Origin of the sequence: Citrobacter werkmanii, from assembly GCF_008693645.1 — a bacterium.
In the GTDB taxonomy this organism is placed as follows: Bacteria; Pseudomonadota; Gammaproteobacteria; order Enterobacterales; family Enterobacteriaceae; genus Citrobacter; species Citrobacter werkmanii.
The window spans coordinates 1,641,780-1,658,603 of record NZ_CP044101.1 but is presented as its reverse complement, the minus strand read 5'-3'; the positions used below and the strand labels follow the sequence as shown (position 1 = coordinate 1,658,603).

Here is a 16,824-nt window from a genome sequence, read left to right as displayed (position 1 = left end):
TCAGACCAAATGCCGCACCACGGCACATGGGTACTCGTGGCTAAAAGAACAGCAGGACATACAATGAACAACAAGATTCATTCACTGGCCTTATTGGTCAATTTAGGGATTTACGGGGTAGCACTGCCAGCAATGGCAGAAGATCAAACTGATAACGCCGCTGTCTCTCATGAAGACACCATCGTCGTTACCGCCGCGCAGCAAAACCTGCAGGCGCCGGGTGTTTCAACCATCACCGCGGATGAAATCCGTAAAAATCCTCCCGCGCGCGATGTTGCGGAAATCATCCGTACCATGCCTGGCGTTAACCTGACCGGCAACTCAACCAGCGGCCAGCGCGGTAACAACCGTCAGATTGATATTCGTGGTATGGGTCCAGAAAACACCCTGATTCTGATCGACGGTAAGCCGGTGACCAGCCGTAACTCCGTGCGTCAGGGCTGGCGCGGCGAGCGTGATACCCGTGGCGATACCGCCTGGGTGCCACCGGAAATGATCGAGCGTATTGAAGTGCTGCGTGGTCCTGCCGCAGCACGTTACGGCAACGGAGCTGCGGGCGGCGTGGTGAATATCATCACCAAAAAAGGCAGCAATGAATGGCACGGTTCGTGGGATACCTATTTCAATGCCCCGGAACACAAAGACGAAGGCTCGACCAAACGTACCAACTTTAGCCTGAACGGCCCAATGGGCGGGGATTTCAGCTTCCGTCTGTACGGTAATCTGGATAAAACGCAGGCCGATGCCTGGGATATCAACCAGGGTCATCAGTCAGAACGTACCGGCACCTACGCCAATACCTTACCGGCCGGTCGTGAAGGCGTTATCAATAAAGACATTAACGGCGTAGTTCGCTGGGATTTCGCCCCGCTCCAGTCGCTGGAACTGGAAGCGGGTTATAGCCGCCAGGGCAACCTGTACGCGGGCGATACCCAAAACACCAACACCAACCAACTGGTGAAAGATAACTACGGGAAAGAGACCAACCGCCTTTATCGTCAGAACTACTCTCTGACCTGGAACGGCGGCTGGGATAATGGCGTTACCACCAGCAATTGGGTGCAATATGAACATACGCGTAACTCCCGTACGCCGGAAGGTCTGGCGGGAGGAACCGAGGGGATCTTTGACCCGAATGCGTCACAAAAATATGTCGATGCCGACCTGAATGACGTCATGCTGCACAGTGAAATCAGCATTCCACTGGACCTGCTGGTCAACCAAAACCTGACGCTCGGTACCGAGTGGAATCAGCAGCGCATGAAGGATATGCTCTCCAATTCGCAGACCTTTATGGGCGGTGATATCCCAGGTTACAGCAGCACCAACCGCAGTCCGTACTCCGATGCGGAAATTTTCTCTCTGTTTGCTGAAAACAACATGGAACTGACCGACAGCACCATGCTGACGCCGGGTCTGCGTTTCGATCACCACAGCATCGTCGGTGATAACTGGAGCCCATCTCTGAACCTGTCACAAGGTCTGGGCGATGACTTCACCCTGAAGATGGGGATTGCGCGCGCCTATAAAGCGCCAAGCCTGTATCAGCTCAACCCGAATTATATTCTGTACAGTAAAGGCCAGGGTTGCTACGCCACCGGTTCCGCCACCGGCATCGGTTGCTACATGATGGGCAACGACGATCTGAAGGCCGAAACCAGTATCAACAAAGAGATTGGTCTTGAGTTCAAGCGTGACGGCTGGCTGGCCGGGGTAACCTGGTTCCGCAACGATTACCGCAACAAGATTGAAGCGGGGACGGTACCGTTCGACAGAACGTCCATCACCAGCAAAGGGAAGACGACTTACACCGATATCTATCAGTGGGAAAACATTCCTAAAGCGGTGGTTGAGGGTCTGGAAGGTACGCTGAACGTGCCGGTTAGCGAAACCGTTACCTGGACCAACAACATCACTTACATGCTGCAAAGTAAGAATAAAGAGACCGGCGAACGCCTGTCGATTATTCCTGAGTACACGCTGAACTCGACCCTGAGCTGGCAGGCACGCAAAGATTTGTCGCTGCAATCCACCTTCACCTGGTACGGTAAACAGCAGCCGAAAAAATATGATTACCAGGGCAAACCGGTAACCGGCAGTTCGGCGAGTGAAGTCAGCCCGTACAGCATCGTCGGCCTGAGCGCGACCTGGGATGTGACGAAAAACGTCAGCCTGACCGGCGGCGTGGATAACGTCTTTGACAAGCGTTTATGGCGTGAAGGTAATGCCCAGACCACGGGCGATATTGTGACCGGAAACTATATGGCGGGCGCGGGCGCGAACACCTATAACGAACCGGGCCGGACGTGGTTCATGAGCGTTAACACGCACTTCTGATAACGTATCCCCCTCTCCTCCCTGCGGGGAGAGGGAAATCACAACTACCATGCTCACCACGCACACACCGCTCACTTTCGCAGACCACACGCTGCACATTGTCGAGTTCGATCCCGCCAGCTTCCATGAGCAGGACCTGCTCTGGCTGCCCCACCACGCTCAGCTCCTGTCCAGTGGACGTAAGCGTAAAGCAGAGCACTTAGCAGGACGTATTGCCGCAGTACATGCATTACGTGAATACGGTATCAAAACTGTGCCCGGCATCGGCAGGCAACGCCAACCATTGTGGCCGCAAAATCTGTTTGGCAGCATCAGCCATAGCGCATCGACAGCGCTGGCGGTGGTATCAAGACAGCCGGTGGGTATTGACATAGAAGCCATTTTTACGCCGCAAACCGCCGTTGAGCTGGCTGACGGCATTATCGATAACCACGAACGACAGATTATGCATTACGCCAGCCTGCCCTTTCCGCTCGCCTTAACCCTGACATTCAGCGCAAAGGAGAGCCTGTATAAAACGTTTTCGGAACACACTACGGCGTTACCGGGGTTCGCCAGCGCTAAAGTTACCGCCCTCACCCCAACCCAAGTAACCTTGCAAATTCAGCCCTTATTTTCGCCAGGCCTCGCCGGGCAGGAAATTAACGTTCGCTGGTTTCAGCGCGATGAAAACGTCATTACCTTTTGCACGAGCAGTACGCCATGCTCGCGCTCCTTTTCAGTCTGAATCGTCAACGGGGAAACGTGCTATACCTGCTGGCACTCTGCCATCGACCTGCGTTGCCGCCCATGTTCATCAAAGTTGTCGGCAGCCAGCCAACGCTGCAATGCGGCATCGCGCTGCGGCCATTCGCTGTCAATCATTGATAACCAGTCGCTGTCGCGGTTGCGCCCCTTACGCACGATCTTCTGGCGAAAACGCCCTTCGAAGATAAACCCCAGACGCTCTGCCGCCCGTCGCGACGCCGTGTTCAACGAATCGCATTTCCACTCCACGCGCCGATAGCCTGACGCAAACGCCTGACGCAGCAGCAGCCAGACGCTTTCGGTGCCGAGTACCGTATTTTTCATGCGCGGCGACCAGGTCACATGACCAATTTCGACCGAGCCATGCTCCCGTTCGATCGCCATAAAGCACACCAGGCCAACGGCACGCCCGGAACACTGTTCAATTACCGCATAGGGAACCAGGGAGACGTCAGTGGATTTTGCCGCTATCCAGCAAGCCGCGGCTTCAACGCTCGTTGGGCGGGAGCTTGCAAGCCAGGTCCAGTCGCGATCGTCGGGTGCCTGCGCATAGGCATCAAACAGGTCGGCGGCATGGCTGTCGGCATTCAGAGGAACCAAACGGCAATACTGTCCAACAAGCTCTTCCCGTGGCAGCACGGCGGCCCCCTTCCAGTCCGGCACAACATCGCCGACGGTCTGACCATAAAGATTTATTTCCGGCACGGATTCAACCCCTGTTGCGAAGCAAAAAATAGTTATAGCACCTGCCATTTCACCTTCAAAGCGTCACCCGGTGATTTCTTACGCAAAACAGAAAACCAGCAGTCCTTCTATACTTAATTAAAATCAACGCTGAAGAGAACCCTATGTCACTACCCGATTTTCATGTTTCCGACCCTTTTACGCTAGGCATTGAACTGGAAATGCAGGTGGTTAATCCCCCAGGTTACGACCTGAGCCAGGATTCTTCCCGGCTGATTGACGCCATTAAGCCACAGCTTACCGCCGGGGAAGTGAAGCACGATATCACTGAAAGTATGCTGGAGATGGCAACCGGGGTTTGTCGCAATATCGACCAGGCTGATGCTGAATTGTCGGCCATGCAGCAGATAATCATGCGGGTTGCGGCAGAGCATCACCTCGCCATCTGCGGCGGTGGTACGCACCCATTTCAAAAATGGCAACGTCAGGAAGTCTGCGATGACGAACGCTATCGACGTAACCTGGAAAATTTTGGTTATCTTATTCAGCAGGCGACCGTTTTCGGTCAGCACGTCCATGTTGGCTGCGCCAACGGTGATGATGCAATTTATCTCCTGCACGGGCTGTCGCGATTTGTTCCTCATTTTATTGCGCTCTCTGCCGCCTCGCCTTACATGCAGACATCCGACACGCAATTTGCCTGCGCGCGCCTGAATATATTCTCCGGCTTTCCCGATAACGGTCCGATGCCATGGGTAAATAACTGGCAGGAATTTACGGGACTATTTCGCCGGCTGGCTTACACCAGCATGATTGATAGCATTAAAGATTTGCACTGGGATATCCGCCCCAGCCCGCACTTCGGTACGGTTGAGGTTCGGGTAATGGACACTCCGTTGACCCTTAAACACGCGGTCAATATGGCGGGACTGATACAGTCCACCGCCCACTGGCTACTCACCAAACGTCCATTCAAACACCAGGAGCGTGATTATTTACTGTATAAATTCAACCGTTTTCAGGCCTGTCGCTTTGGTATGGCGGGGATTGTCACCGACGTGAATACGGGCGATGGGCATCGCCTGGCGGATGACACGCTACGACTGCTGGAGAATGTCGCCGCCTCTGCGGACAAAGTGGGGGCGACCAGCGCGATTGAAGCCTTACGCCTGCAGGTTAAACATGGTCATGATGAAGCACAGAATATGCGTGATTTCGTGGCGGAAGGCGGATCGTTGAGTGGTCTGGTGAAAAAACAGTGTGAGATTTGGGCAGGGCTTTAGGCGTGGGGTTTGCGTTGCCCGCTGAGATCCCGGACAATGGTATTTTAACTCAAGTTTAACAATACCATGAAACACCCGCTTGAATCGCTGATGACCGCCGCTGGGATCCTGCTGCTGGCTTTTCTGTCCTGCCTGCTCTTACCTGCCCCTTCACTTGGCCTGGTGCTGGCGCAAAAACTCGTCGCCACCTTTCATCTGATGGATCTCAACCAGTTTTACACGTTGCTGTTTTGCCTGTGGTTTTTACTACTGGGGGTGATTGAGTATTTTGTGCTGCGCTACATTTGGCGGCGCTGGTTCTCGCTGGCGGATTAAACCCGCGAGAACCCGGTGCCGTTAATGCGTTCGACTATGATTTTCTTTGCGATAAGCGCCCGGCGGTTGACTAAACGTACGGGTGAAAATACGCGTAAAAGTCTGCTGTGAATCGAATCCGTACTTCAAACAGATGTCGTACACTTTCTGATCGGTATCGCGCAGATCGCGCGCCGCCAGCAGCAGTTTACGCTCACGGATGTAACGCCCCAGGCTCTCGCCTTTGTACTGCATAAAAAGACGCTGTAGGTGCCATTTTGAATAACCCGCATGGCGTGCAATATCATCAATGCGCAATGGTTGATTCAAATTATCATCAATCCATTCAACAATCGTATCAATTACCTGAGCAGAAATCGTCATCATGCTCTCCCCTGTGTTCATTGATTCGCCTGCTGCCACCAGGCCGTAAACGTTTGGTCCGGTTCGGACAGTATGACCGGTTCACCCAGCATCGGCGTCAGCAGTCGGTAATCTTGTTGGCGGCTGGCAAGCGCCAGTCGTTTGTACGGATCATCCCAGGTATGTTTCGCCAGAACAAAACGACCTGCGTGCCCGGGCAAAACGGCTTTCGCATGCAGATCCGCCGCGGCCTGAGCCGTCTCTTCCGGCATCATGTGAATAAACTTCCAGTCCTGGTCATACTGACCGTTCTCCATAATCGCCAAATCAACCGAGCCAAACTGCTCGCCAATGGCTTTAAAATGCGGCCCGTAGCCGGAATCCCCGCTGTAATAAACGTTCTGCCCCGGCATTTCAAACATAAAGCTGGCCCACAGCGTCTGATTACGCTTAATGCCTCGCCCCGAAAAATGGCGGGCTGGCAGAACATGAACAATCAGTGAATCCGTCACTCTGACGGACTGATTCCAGTCACGTTCGTCGATTATCTCGCTGCGCATTCCCCAATAACGCAGATGCGACCCCACACCCAGCGGCGTAATCACCCGTTTAATCTTCGGCATTAACGCCTTGATGGTGGCGAGATCCAGATGGTCATAATGATCGTGCGAGATGATGAGCAGATCGATCTCCGGCATCGTCTGCGCGGTCCACGGATAATCCCCGGCAAAGGCTTTGTTCAGAAATGAAAACGGCGCGGCATAGTTGCTGAACACCGGATCAATCAGGATGCGTTGACCCGCCAGTTGCAAATACCATGAGGAGTGGCCCAGCCAGACCAGAGTATCCTGCTGCGGCGGTAACCCGGCGAGATCGCTCGCCACCAGCGGTAACGGCTGCGCTGGCCGCGCATTTTCACGTTTAGCGACCAGAAACTCCCACCAGGCCGCCAGCATACCTTTGTTACCGGTATAGCCCGGTGTTGGCACCTGGTTATGAAACTGTCCATCACGATAGTGTGGCGACAGTTCAACCTGACTCAGTTGTGCCCCTTGCGGCGCCTGGCCAAATCCGGCATTGAGTACAAACGGTAAACTTGTAGCAGCGGCAATAAGCATAATAACAACCACACAAACTGTGAGACGCTTCATATCCTGACCTTAAACGCGCCTCCTTTCCGCTGGTTTGCGCGACTGACTCTTGATTATGAGTGAGTAAGCACTCATTATAGAAATCGAAAGTTCGCCGTCAAGATGATTTTCAATCTTTGACATTCTCCGTTGCGGTGCTACAAAGGCCGTGATTCAATCATGTTTTTTACAGACTTAAGGGTAAAGTGTAGTGGCTCGTCCGAAGAGTGAAGACAAAAAACTGGCATTACTGGAAGCTGCAACCACAGCATTTGCACAATCAGGTATTGCGGCCTCAACCGCCGTAATCGCGCGCAATGCAGGGGTTGCGGAGGGAACGTTGTTTCGCTATTTCGCGACCAAAGATGATCTGATCAACGAGCTTTACCTCTTTTTAAAACACGATCTCTGCCAGTCGATGATGGCTAATCTGGACCGTTCAGTGACCGATGCCAAAACCATGACTCACTACATCTGGAACAGCTACATTAGCTGGGGTCTGAATCATACCTGCGGACATCGCACCATTCGTCAGTTGGCCGTCAGCGAGAAAATCAGCAAAGAAACTGAACAGCAGGCTGACGATATGTTTCCGGAACTGCGCGATCTTTGTCATCGCTCCGTGCGCCCTGAATTTATGTCGGACGAGTATCGCGCCTTTGGCGACGGGCTTTTTTTGACACTTGCAGAAACAACCATGGAATTCGCTGCCCGCAACCCTGCCCGCGCGACTGAATACATTTCGTTGGGGTTTGAAGCCATGTGGCGCGCCCTGACCCGCGAGGAAAAATAATGGATGGAAAGACACTGCATGTCTGCGCGAAGCGCCTTGCGCTTGAACTGCCTTTTACTGAGCACTGCTGGCCTTTTGGCCCGGAATACGACGTGTTCAAGGTCGGCGGCAAGATTTTCATGCTGGTCTTTGAACATCACGGACGCCCGCTGGTTAACCTGAAATCCGATCCGCAAAAATCACTGTTAAATCAGCAGATCTACCCCAGCATTGAACCCGGTTATCACATGAATAAAAAGCACTGGATCTCAGTCTATCCAGGCGACGACATTACCGAGTCATTGCTGACGGACCTGGTGAGCGACTCATGGCACCGGGTGGTGGATGGTTTGCCTAAGCGCGATCAGAAGCGCCTGCGGCCAGGCTGATTTATCGTTAGCGTCGATAAGTGTTTTTGCATTTTTCGCTCTTATCATTTTCTCGCTAACCCTGTACCCTGCTGAAACTAAACGCACCCGCAGGGTAGGAAAACCACCAGGAGTAGTTATGGATATTGTTTCTGTCGCCTTAAAACGTTACTCCACTAAGGCATTCGATCCGAATAAAAAACTGACCGCTGAGCAGGCCGAAAAATTAAAAACGCTGCTGCAGTTTAGCCCGTCCAGCACCAACTCTCAGCCGTGGCACTTTATCGTTGCCAGCACTGACGAAGGTAAAGCGCGCGTGGCGAAATCCGCAGCCGGCGGCTTTGTATTCAACGAGCGTAAAATGCTGGATGCCTCCCACGTTGTGGTGTTCTGCGCCAAAACGGCGATGGACGATGCATGGCTGGAGCGCGTCGTCGATCAAGAAGAGCGCGATGGCCGTTTCGCTACCCCGGAAGCCAAAGCCGCTAACCACAAAGGCCGTACTTTCTTTGCCGACCTGCACCGCAAAGATCTCAAAGATGACAACCACTGGATGGCGAAACAGGTGTACCTGAACGTCGGTAACTTCCTGCTGGGCGTTGCGGCGATGGGGCTGGACGCGGTGCCAATCGAAGGCTTTGATGCTGCCGTTCTCGACGCAGAGTTTGGCCTGAAAGAAAAAGGTTTCACCAGCGTGGTCGTGGTCCCGGTAGGTCATCACAGCGTAGAGGATTTCAACGCCGCGCTGCCGAAATCTCGTCTGCCGTTGGAAACAACGCTGACGGAAGTCTGATTTTTGCCGTTATGCCCGATGCGTGTCGCCGTCATCGGGCGTATCACTACTGATTCAGCCACGCCAGAGCCTGCTCCCCCGCTTCATCCATCGGTAAATAAACCAGCAGCCGCGAACCGTTACGCGGGGCGGAATACCAGTACATTTGCTGCAAGCTAAAACGCCCTAACTGCGGATGAACAAAGTTTTTGACCTGATTTTCCACACCGCGAACGTCATAACGCTGATGCCATAATGCTTCAAACTCAGACGATGCGGCAAAAAAGCGCGCCAGTTTATTTTCCCAAACAGGATCGCTGCGATGTTCCGCCATTGCCGCACGGAAATAAGAAACAAACGTCGGTAATACATCGCAGTTTTCTATCCGGCTACGCCAGATTTCATTCGTGAGATAGAGGTAAATACAGTTGCGGTCTTCGCTCGGGAGCGTGGAGAAATCAACGCCCATCAACCGGCAAAAACTGTCGTTCCAGGCCACGATGTCAAAACTGGGTTTCTGAATACTGGCGGGCTGCGGCATCAGGCTGTCGAGCATCTTTCGGGTGCCTGGCGCAATCCCTTCACACACCATCACCGGCGTGGATTCCGGTGGCGTCAATCCGGCCAGTACAAACAGGTGGCGGGTTTCCAGCGGACTGCATTGCAGCGCGCTCGCCACATTCAGCAAGACCGCTTGCGACGGATTGACCTCTCGCCCCTGCTCCAGCCAGGTGTACCAGGTGACGCCAACGTTAGCCAACATCGCGACTTCTTCGCGGCGCAGACCGGGCGTTCTTCGCCGCCCAATGCGCGGCAGACCCAGACGCTGCGGATCGAGGCTTTCCCGTCGCGCACGTAAAAACGCGCCAAGCTGCTTGCGGCTGTCATCAGGGAGAATAACCGCGGATTCCTGTTGCGCTATTACCGACATGGACTCTCCAGCATAGTAGTACCAATACCAGTATAACCAGGAACTGGTACCCGTTTAATTTTTCAGTGATGCTACGTCCATCTGCAAAATGATGCAATGGAGTTACTATGAGTACATCAACTGTTTCACCCGGCCGCATAGGGTTGCTGCTGTTATTGACAGGCCAAATGCTCCCGCTCATTGATACATCAATTACCAATGTCGCTCTGGATTCCATTACCCAGTCGCTTCAGGCCACCACCACACAGTTGGAGCTGATTGTCGCTTTGTACGGGGTGACTTTCGCCGTTTGTCTGGCGCTGGGCAGCAAACTCGGTGATAACTATGGTCGCCGCCGCCTGTTTATGACAGGCGTCGTGCTGTTTGGCATCGCCTCTCTTTTATGCGGGATGGCGAATTCCATTCATATGTTACTGGCTGCCCGCGTTCTACAAGGTGCGGGCGCGGCGCTAATCGTGCCGCAGATCCTTGCCACCCTGCACGTCACGCTGAAAGGTCCTGCACATGCGCGGGCCATCAGTTTGTATGGAGGAATTGGCGGCATCGCGTTTATTGTCGGCCAGATGGGCGGAGGCTGGCTGGTTTCGGCAGATATTGCAGGGCTGGGCTGGCGCAACGCCTTTTTTATTAATGTCCCGATCTGTCTGTTAGTTCTGATGTTCAGCCAACGCTATGTCCCGGAAACCACACGAGAAACCCGAACCCGCATCGACTGGCTGGGCACCAGCAGTCTGGCTGCGATTCTCTGCTGCTTGTTGTTTCCCATGGCATTAGGCCCGGAAACCGGCTGGCCGTGGCAGACTCAGCTTGCTCTGGTCGCCATCCTGCCTTTGGGATGGTGGATGCGCAGCAATGCGTTACGACAAGAACAGACCGGGCAACATCCTCTCTTACCGCCACGCCTGTTAAAACTCAGCAGCATCCGGTTCGGCGTGCTGATCGCATTACTGTTTTTTAGCGCCTGGTCAGGATTTATGTTCTGTATGGCGCTGACGCTACAGGCCGGTCTGGGGATGGCGCCCTGGGAATCCGGCAATAGCTTTATTGCGCTTGGCGCAGCCTATTTTATCTCCGCCTGTTACGCACCGCGACTCATTGCCCGCTATAGCACGGGACGTATTCTGCTCACCGGGTTGATTATTCAGATCGCTGGCTTGATGGGCTTAATGATGACCTTCTGGTATTCAGGTATGCATACCTCGGCCATTACGCTCGTTCCGGCTACAGCGTTTATCGGCTATGGTCAGGCGCTGATTGTGAACAGTTTTTATCGCATCGGTATGCGCGATATCGCCACGCACGATGCGGGCGCCGGAACCACCATTCTGAGTACGTTGCAGCAGGCAACATTAGGACTCGGTCCCGCCGTGTTGGGGGCGCTGTTCCTGCATCTGCAGCAACATTACCATGGTGATTACACGCGCTCGGTTATCGGCTTTTTAGCCGTCGAAGCCACAATGATGACCGTACTGTTACTGACTACCTTTTTATTTCGCCGCACGCTGAATATCAATCCGGTGTGCGCCAGCATCGCCGCAAAATCGTAGGCAAGACGAGCGTAATTTGCATAAGCTCCTGACAGCGGTCATCATAGGCCGCTGTTTATTAAGGAGACATTATGCAGGAATTGATATCTCAGGTAGAAGAACTCGGCATTGAAATAAACCACACCACCTCGCTGGTGATGATTTTTGGCATTATTTTTCTCACCGCCATTATTGTTCACGTTATTTTGCACTGGGTGGTGCTGCGCGCATTTGAAAAGCGCGCGAACGCCAGCTCCCGTCTGTGGCTACAAATCATCACGCAGAACAAGTTATTTCACCGGCTGGCATTCACCCTGCAGGGTATCATTGTCAACATTCAGGCCGCGCTGTGGTTACAAAAAGGCAGCGAAGCCGCAGAGATATTAGTGACCTGCGCTCAGCTGTGGATCATGATGTACGCCCTGCTGTCCCTGTTCTCCCTGCTGGACGTTATTCTCAATCTGTCGCAAAAACTCCCAGCCGCATCTCAGCTACCGTTGAAAGGTATATTCCAGGGAATCAAACTGATCGGCGCAATTATCGTTGGGATTTTGATGATTTCCCTGCTGATTGGTCAGTCCCCGGCAATACTGATAAGCGGCCTGGGCGCGATGGCCGCCGTCTTAATGCTGGTATTTAAAGATCCAATCCTCGGCCTGGTGGCCGGCATACAGCTTTCAGCCAACGATATGTTGAAGTTGGGCGACTGGCTGGAAATGCCGAAATACGGCGCAGACGGCGCGGTTATCGATATTGGTTTGACCACGGTGAAAGTGCGCAACTGGGATAACACCATCACCACTATCCCCACCTGGTCACTGGTATCGGACTCTTTTAAAAACTGGAGCGGGATGTCTGCTTCCGGGGGGCGACGCATTAAACGCAGCATCAGCATTGATGCCACCAGCATTCATTTTCTTGACGAAGATGAACGCCAGCGACTGCATAAAGCACACCTGCTAAAGCCGTATTTAACCACGCGTCATCAGGAAATTGACGAGTGGAATCAGCTATTGGATGCGCCTGAATCCGTATTGAATCACCGCCGGATGACCAATATTGGCACTTTCCGCGCCTATCTGAACGAATATTTACGTCACCATCCGCGGATTCGCAAAGATATGACGTTAATGGTACGCCAGCTTGCGCCAGACGATCATGGTTTGCCGATCGAGATTTATGCTTTTACCAATACGGTAGTCTGGCTGGAATATGAAAGTATTCAGGCTGATATCTTCGACCATATATTCGCAGTGATCGAAGAGTTTGGCTTACGCATTCATCAGTCGCCTACCGGAAATGATATTCGCGCATTGTCAGGGGCTTTTCAGCGTTAATCGGCAATGAGAAGTGGTAACCGATCTCATCGCCAGGATGAGATCGGTCAGATATTAGCGGGATTTACGGCGCAGCAGTTTGAAGGCAACAAACAGGAACAGGATCCATATCGGCAGCAAAATAGCGGACAAGCGCATATCATCCATGGTGCACATCAGCACCAGAATCATGCCGAGGAAGGCAATGCACAGATAGTTTCCGGCCGGATACAGCAGCGCTTTAAACTGGGTATCACGTCCTTTGCGGCGCATCGCCGCGCGGAATCGCAAATGCGCCAGACAAATCATAATCCAGTTTAGTAGCAGCGTCGCGACAACCAGCGCCATCAACAGACTGAACGCTTTTTGCGGCAGCACATAGTTGATCAACACCACCAGTGACGTAATCGCGCCGGACAGAATCAATGAGTTCACCGGAACGCCACGACGACTGACGCGGGTTAAAAACTTCGGCGCATTTCCCTGCACGGACAAGCCAAACAGCATGCGGCTGTTCGAGTAAACACCGCTGTTATAGACCGACAGCGAAGCCACCAGAATGACAAAGTTCAGTGCAGAAGCCACCACGTTACTGTCAAGATTATGGAAAATCATCACGAACGGGCTACTGTTTGATTTCACTTCCACCCACGGGTACAAGGCCAACAGCACCACCAGAGAACCGATGTAAAACAGCAAAATACGGTACACCACCTGATTTACCGCTTTCGGGATACTTTTCTGCGGATCCTGCGCTTCCGCGGCAGTGATCCCTATCAATTCCAGCCCGCCAAACGAGAACATAATCACCGCCAGCGAGAGGATCAATCCGTTCCAGCCGGTGGCAAAAAAGCCGTTGTAACGCCAGAGATTATCGATGCTCGCATGTTCCCCGCCGTTACCGGAAAACAGCATCCAGATACCAAAGCCAATCATGCCGATAATGGCCAGCACTTTAATCAGCGCAAACCAGAATTCCGTTTCGCCATACAGACGTACGTTAACCAGATTGACGGCGTTGATGATCACAAAAAACGCGGCGGCCCAAATCCAGGTGGGGACATCGGGCAGCCAGTACTGCATGTAGATTCCGGCCGCTGTCAGCTCCGCCATGCCAACCAGCACAAACATCACCCAGTAGTTCCAGCCGGACAAAAAGCCAGCAAACGGTCCCCAGTATTTATAGGCAAAATGGGCAAACGATCCAGAAACGGGTTCTTCCACCACCATTTCGCCCAGTTGACGCATAATCAAAAAAGCGATGATTCCGGCTACGCCGTAACCCAGTAACACCGCAGGCCCCGCCATCTGAATGGCCGGACCAATGCCCAAAAACAGTCCGGTTCCAATTGCGCCGCCCAGCGCAATTAACTGAATATGGCGGTTTTGCAACCCCCGCTGAAGCGTCGGCTCATTCGTCGACGCGGCATCAGACACGCTGGTGTCAGATGCAGTTGACGCGTTTTTCACGCCCTTCCCCTGTGTCGTTTTTATTGAAGGGGCTTCTTTTAACATTTCAACCTGGTTGCCGCAAGGCGCAATCGTTTAACACCATGGTCATCAGCGATGCCTGAGCCGTTGTTATTTTTCATGGGGCTGCTCCTTACCAGAGCTCACGCTTTTCATAATTACAGTGAATTATTCTGGACGAAAAGGTATTGCAGGCCACAGAATGCACCTTACTGTTTTTCTAACATTTTCAAACGGGTGGGCCTGTTGTATTTAAGCCATTCGTTTTTGAGTCAGGCCAGGCAACGACTGTCATGAATAAGATCATCAAACGACTGGAAATCGTCAAAAGCGCTATTGAACTGGAAGATGAGGAGATTATTTTCCAACAGGTGGCGCATCTGAAAAATGAGCCTTTGTCAGTCGTGCCAGGCACCATCGTGCAGGCGATCGAAGCCCGGCGCTTTAGCGATGCTCTGCGTGAAATCACCGCCTGGCTGCAATCTCAGCGGGCAGTCTCTACGTGGCAGGATCCTGCGATTGCGGCGAGTAAACTCGAACTGAAAGCGCTGGAAACACAATTGCGTGACCTGATTGATAAGCGCAACACGCGCATTCAAATCCTCGATGATTTCAACGATCTATACCATCTTCGTCTTGGGCCGTTGATGAGCCGCATCCTTGAGCTGCGTAAGCAACTGGCCGCCAGCGCGCAACGTAAGCAGGAAGCGGAGCGAAAACGCCGGGAAAAAGACTATCAATCCTGTCAGCACTATATTTCCCAGGCCGTTGAGCAGTTGGCCAGACTCAAGCAGCAATGGATGAACCAGCACTCAGATTCGCGCGAATCTGTCGAAACCCGGCAACGCATTCAGCAACAAACGGAGCTGATCACCGCCCTGCTGGCGGAGATTCGTGAGCTGGAAAACGACTTTTCTCGCCAGGACGACAGCGCGACTCGCCAGGCACAAGAAGAGGCCAGTCATGAATATGATGAATATCAGGAGCAGCAGCAGGACGCACAGCATCGTTTTACTCGCGATCAACGACTTTCTGCCGATGAGCGTAGCGAGCTAAAGCGCCTGTGGCGGCAGGCCAGTCGTCTTTGCCACCCGGACGTAGTGGCGGATGATCTGAAAGAGAAAGCGCACCAGATGATGGTACAGCTTAACCAGGCGCGCCAAAATGCCGACCTTGCCGCCGTACGGGCGTTACTGACCCAGTTACAAACTGGTCTCGAACCGATGATGGCGAGCGACCGATTGAACGATCTGCAGCATTTACGCAGCAAAATACAGCAGCTCAGAGAACAAATTAACGCACTGCTGAAAGAGATTACCGAACTAGAGGCGGAAAACGCCTGGCGCCTTGCTTCCTCCGTGACCGATAAAGAGGCTTACTTCTCTGACCAGCAACGGGCGCTGACGGAAATCCGCAACTCGCTGGAACAACAGGTGCAACAGGTCGAGCAGGAGCTGTTAGCGGGCTGAGCGCTAGCAGCGAAGTAAGCAGATAAAATGACAACGGCAAGCAACATGCTCAAATAAAGCACAAAAAGACCAACTTAGAATAAACATCTATGAACGTTTATTTAATTGGCTAAACAGTCTTAAATTCAAACATTTTTAGATGCTTAATGTAAATTTGGCGATATTTCCATCTTCACTGTTCCCACCCGCCCCTTCTTCCTAATCTTAATTAAGAATTCTCCTACCCACCAACCAGTCCATCATCACAAGCTGGCATTCCTTTGAAATATAATCATTTTTAAATAAATCGCCGTCAATAAGCCAGGAATATCCTGCCTTTATGGAAAAGGTGGGCCCATTCTTGTGGTGATCCATAAGCGAAATCTATCAATCATCTGCTCAGAGGTGATATAAACGATTTATCTTAAATTTTAACAAAGTGTAATATCTACTTTCAGAATAGTTAATGCTTCAAATAAATACAGAAAATATCTGTTGAATCGGCAATAAATAAGGATACGTTCGAACCAAAGAACGTTATACGAGATTTAATTAACATTCCGCGCGTCGCAAGAAACTCTTTTTTCAGCCAGAAAAAAGAGGCGACTGCTTGCATTAAAATTTCAAGGAGATCGTAATGTCTAAGGCTATTTTTTTGGGTGATTCACTTTATCCCTGGCTAGGCATGCGAGAAATTCTACGTGGTTCATCATTATATATTGATATCACATACCACTCCTCTCAGACGTTTTCAGCAGTCAAGTTCCTGCCAGATGGCACGGATTACATCATTATTAATCCTGACAAATCAGATTTTTTAAAATATGCCCGGATTATCCGCAGCATGGCTATCCGCCCTGCCACAAAAATTATTGTTTTGGCAGATGAAGCCACCTTTTCTCTTTTTCAAACCGTTTGCGGGAAGAACATGCAATTACTCGATCAAGATGCCAGTCTCGATCGGCTACTGCATGCCGTTACACGTATCATACAGAATAAAAAACAAAATAATATCAACGCACTACATACTAAAATTACCGCAAACGAATTCAATGTCATGATGATGCTTGCCCGGGGTTGGTCATTGGCACAAATCGCCGGGGCGTCACAAAAAAGTGAAAAAACCATCGGGGCGTACAAAAGCAACATTGCCAGAAAGCTCGGCAAAAATAACACCCGGCTCAAGTACACCATTTCCCACTATAGCCAGCCGTAACTGACTTATTTAAGGACAATTATCACGGTTATTATTTAAATCTTTCCTTTCGGCTCATTTTTAATTCCGCAACGCTCGGAAGGGAGTCCTATTCCCAAAAATCAATATGCCGGGTAGCGCATCCGCGGGCCAATCATAGCCAACAACTCAACGTATTAACACATACA

16 protein-coding genes are annotated in these 16,824 nt (G+C 52.0%); 11 read left to right on the top strand and 5 right to left on the bottom strand.

Translation table 11 applies throughout. The features are described from left to right. Positions 1-63: 63 nt before the first annotated feature. A complete protein-coding gene (locus FOB24_RS08430) occupies positions 64-2,337 on the top strand; it encodes a TonB-dependent siderophore receptor (protein WP_150344775.1) in 2,274 nt (757 codons plus the stop codon). Between the two features lie 49 nt (positions 2,338-2,386). Next, the gene (gene entD, locus FOB24_RS08425) at positions 2,387-3,064 is read left to right on the top strand and encodes an enterobactin synthase subunit EntD (protein ID WP_150344774.1); all 678 of its coding nucleotides are present in this window, start codon (positions 2,387-2,389) and stop codon (positions 3,062-3,064) included. A 20-nt stretch (positions 3,065-3,084) separates the two neighbouring features. Here entD and FOB24_RS08420 read toward each other — a convergent pair whose 3' ends face one another. Continuing rightward, positions 3,085-3,789, bottom strand: coding sequence for a GNAT family N-acetyltransferase (locus tag FOB24_RS08420; protein ID WP_150344773.1), 705 nt, complete (start codon positions 3,787-3,789; stop codon positions 3,085-3,087). A 143-nt stretch (positions 3,790-3,932) separates the two neighbouring features. Between FOB24_RS08420 and FOB24_RS08415 the strand changes: the two genes are divergently transcribed. Together FOB24_RS08415 and FOB24_RS08410 are read left to right on the top strand one after the other, a co-directional pair. Continuing rightward, positions 3,933-5,051 carry a YbdK family carboxylate-amine ligase gene (locus FOB24_RS08415; RefSeq protein WP_150344772.1) on the top strand — a complete coding sequence of 373 codons (1,119 nt, stop codon included), beginning with the start codon at positions 3,933-3,935 and terminating at the stop codon, positions 5,049-5,051. Between the two features lie 66 nt (positions 5,052-5,117). Further along, on the top strand, positions 5,118-5,366 hold the full coding sequence (locus FOB24_RS08410; protein WP_069323123.1) for a DUF1158 domain-containing protein: 249 nt from the start codon (positions 5,118-5,120) through the stop codon (positions 5,364-5,366). Between the two features lie 21 nt (positions 5,367-5,387). On the opposite strand, the gene FOB24_RS08405 is transcribed toward FOB24_RS08410, so the two are convergent. Next, positions 5,388-5,729: a RamA family antibiotic efflux transcriptional regulator gene (locus FOB24_RS08405; protein WP_003021996.1), complete on the bottom strand. Its 342-nt coding sequence runs from the start codon at positions 5,727-5,729 to the stop codon at positions 5,388-5,390. 17 nt (positions 5,730-5,746) lie between these two features. Then, on the bottom strand, positions 5,747-6,859 hold the full coding sequence (locus FOB24_RS08400) for an MBL fold metallo-hydrolase (RefSeq protein WP_137346957.1): 1,113 nt from the start codon (positions 6,857-6,859) through the stop codon (positions 5,747-5,749). A gap of 190 nt (positions 6,860-7,049) precedes the next feature. On the opposite strand from FOB24_RS08400, the gene FOB24_RS08395 reads away from it, so the two are divergent. The 3 genes from FOB24_RS08395 to nfsB all read left to right on the top strand — a co-directional run bounded on the left by FOB24_RS08395 (position 7,050) and on the right by nfsB (position 8,771). After that, a complete protein-coding gene (locus FOB24_RS08395) occupies positions 7,050-7,631 on the top strand; it encodes a TetR/AcrR family transcriptional regulator (protein WP_069323121.1) in 582 nt (193 codons plus the stop codon). Further along, a complete protein-coding gene (locus tag FOB24_RS08390; protein ID WP_087857105.1) occupies positions 7,631-7,999 on the top strand; it encodes an MmcQ/YjbR family DNA-binding protein in 369 nt (122 codons plus the stop codon). Before FOB24_RS08395 ends, FOB24_RS08390 begins: the two co-directional genes overlap by 1 nt. A gap of 118 nt (positions 8,000-8,117) precedes the next feature. After that, the gene (gene nfsB, locus FOB24_RS08385; protein ID WP_069323119.1) at positions 8,118-8,771 is read left to right on the top strand and encodes an oxygen-insensitive NAD(P)H nitroreductase; all 654 of its coding nucleotides are present in this window, start codon (positions 8,118-8,120) and stop codon (positions 8,769-8,771) included. A 46-nt stretch (positions 8,772-8,817) separates the two neighbouring features. Here nfsB and FOB24_RS08380 read toward each other — a convergent pair whose 3' ends face one another. Then, a complete protein-coding gene (locus FOB24_RS08380; protein ID WP_150344771.1) occupies positions 8,818-9,681 on the bottom strand; it encodes a helix-turn-helix transcriptional regulator in 864 nt (287 codons plus the stop codon). 107 nt (positions 9,682-9,788) lie between these two features. Here FOB24_RS08380 and FOB24_RS08375 point away from each other — a divergent pair, with 107 nt between their 5' ends. Both FOB24_RS08375 and FOB24_RS08370 read left to right on the top strand, forming a co-directional pair. Continuing rightward, positions 9,789-11,228 carry an MFS transporter gene (locus FOB24_RS08375; protein WP_204354925.1) on the top strand — a complete coding sequence of 480 codons (1,440 nt, stop codon included), beginning with the start codon at positions 9,789-9,791 and terminating at the stop codon, positions 11,226-11,228. 71 nt (positions 11,229-11,299) lie between these two features. After that, a complete protein-coding gene (locus tag FOB24_RS08370) occupies positions 11,300-12,544 on the top strand; it encodes a mechanosensitive ion channel family protein (RefSeq protein WP_069323117.1) in 1,245 nt (414 codons plus the stop codon). Positions 12,545-12,598: 54 nt separating this feature from the next. Here the strand turns inward: FOB24_RS08370 and pheP are convergent, their stop codons facing one another. Beyond that, positions 12,599-13,993: a phenylalanine transporter gene (pheP, locus tag FOB24_RS08365; protein ID WP_038638573.1), complete on the bottom strand. Its 1,395-nt coding sequence runs from the start codon at positions 13,991-13,993 to the stop codon at positions 12,599-12,601. A gap of 293 nt (positions 13,994-14,286) precedes the next feature. Between pheP and FOB24_RS08360 the strand changes: the two genes are divergently transcribed. Further along, positions 14,287-15,462, top strand: a complete 1,176-nt coding sequence (locus FOB24_RS08360; protein ID WP_150344770.1) for a coiled-coil domain-containing protein — start codon at positions 14,287-14,289, stop codon at positions 15,460-15,462. Positions 15,463-16,078: 616 nt separating this feature from the next. Beyond that, the gene (locus tag FOB24_RS08355) at positions 16,079-16,657 is read left to right on the top strand and encodes a helix-turn-helix transcriptional regulator (protein ID WP_085047570.1); all 579 of its coding nucleotides are present in this window, start codon (positions 16,079-16,081) and stop codon (positions 16,655-16,657) included. The last annotated feature ends 167 nt before the right edge of the window (positions 16,658-16,824 follow it).

Coding starts and splice junctions, on each gene's coding strand:
- FOB24_RS08415 (WP_150344772.1), top strand. CDS start 3,933: ATGTCACTACCCGATTTTCATGTTTCCGACCCTTTTACGCTAGGCATT.
- FOB24_RS08410 (WP_069323123.1), top strand. CDS start 5,118: ATGAAACACCCGCTTGAATCGCTGATGACCGCCGCTGGGATCCTGCTG.
- FOB24_RS08405 (WP_003021996.1), bottom strand. CDS start 5,729: ATGACGATTTCTGCTCAGGTAATTGATACGATTGTTGAATGGATTGAT.
- entD (WP_150344774.1), top strand. CDS start 2,387: ATGCTCACCACGCACACACCGCTCACTTTCGCAGACCACACGCTGCAC.
- FOB24_RS08380 (WP_150344771.1), bottom strand. CDS start 9,681: ATGTCGGTAATAGCGCAACAGGAATCCGCGGTTATTCTCCCTGATGAC.
- FOB24_RS08400 (WP_137346957.1), bottom strand. CDS start 6,859: ATGAAGCGTCTCACAGTTTGTGTGGTTGTTATTATGCTTATTGCCGCT.
- FOB24_RS08370 (WP_069323117.1), top strand. CDS start 11,300: ATGCAGGAATTGATATCTCAGGTAGAAGAACTCGGCATTGAAATAAAC.
- FOB24_RS08390 (WP_087857105.1), top strand. CDS start 7,631: ATGGATGGAAAGACACTGCATGTCTGCGCGAAGCGCCTTGCGCTTGAA.
- FOB24_RS08375 (WP_204354925.1), top strand. CDS start 9,789: ATGAGTACATCAACTGTTTCACCCGGCCGCATAGGGTTGCTGCTGTTA.
- FOB24_RS08430 (WP_150344775.1), top strand. CDS start 64: ATGAACAACAAGATTCATTCACTGGCCTTATTGGTCAATTTAGGGATT.
- nfsB (WP_069323119.1), top strand. CDS start 8,118: ATGGATATTGTTTCTGTCGCCTTAAAACGTTACTCCACTAAGGCATTC.
- FOB24_RS08355 (WP_085047570.1), top strand. CDS start 16,079: ATGTCTAAGGCTATTTTTTTGGGTGATTCACTTTATCCCTGGCTAGGC.
- FOB24_RS08360 (WP_150344770.1), top strand. CDS start 14,287: ATGAATAAGATCATCAAACGACTGGAAATCGTCAAAAGCGCTATTGAA.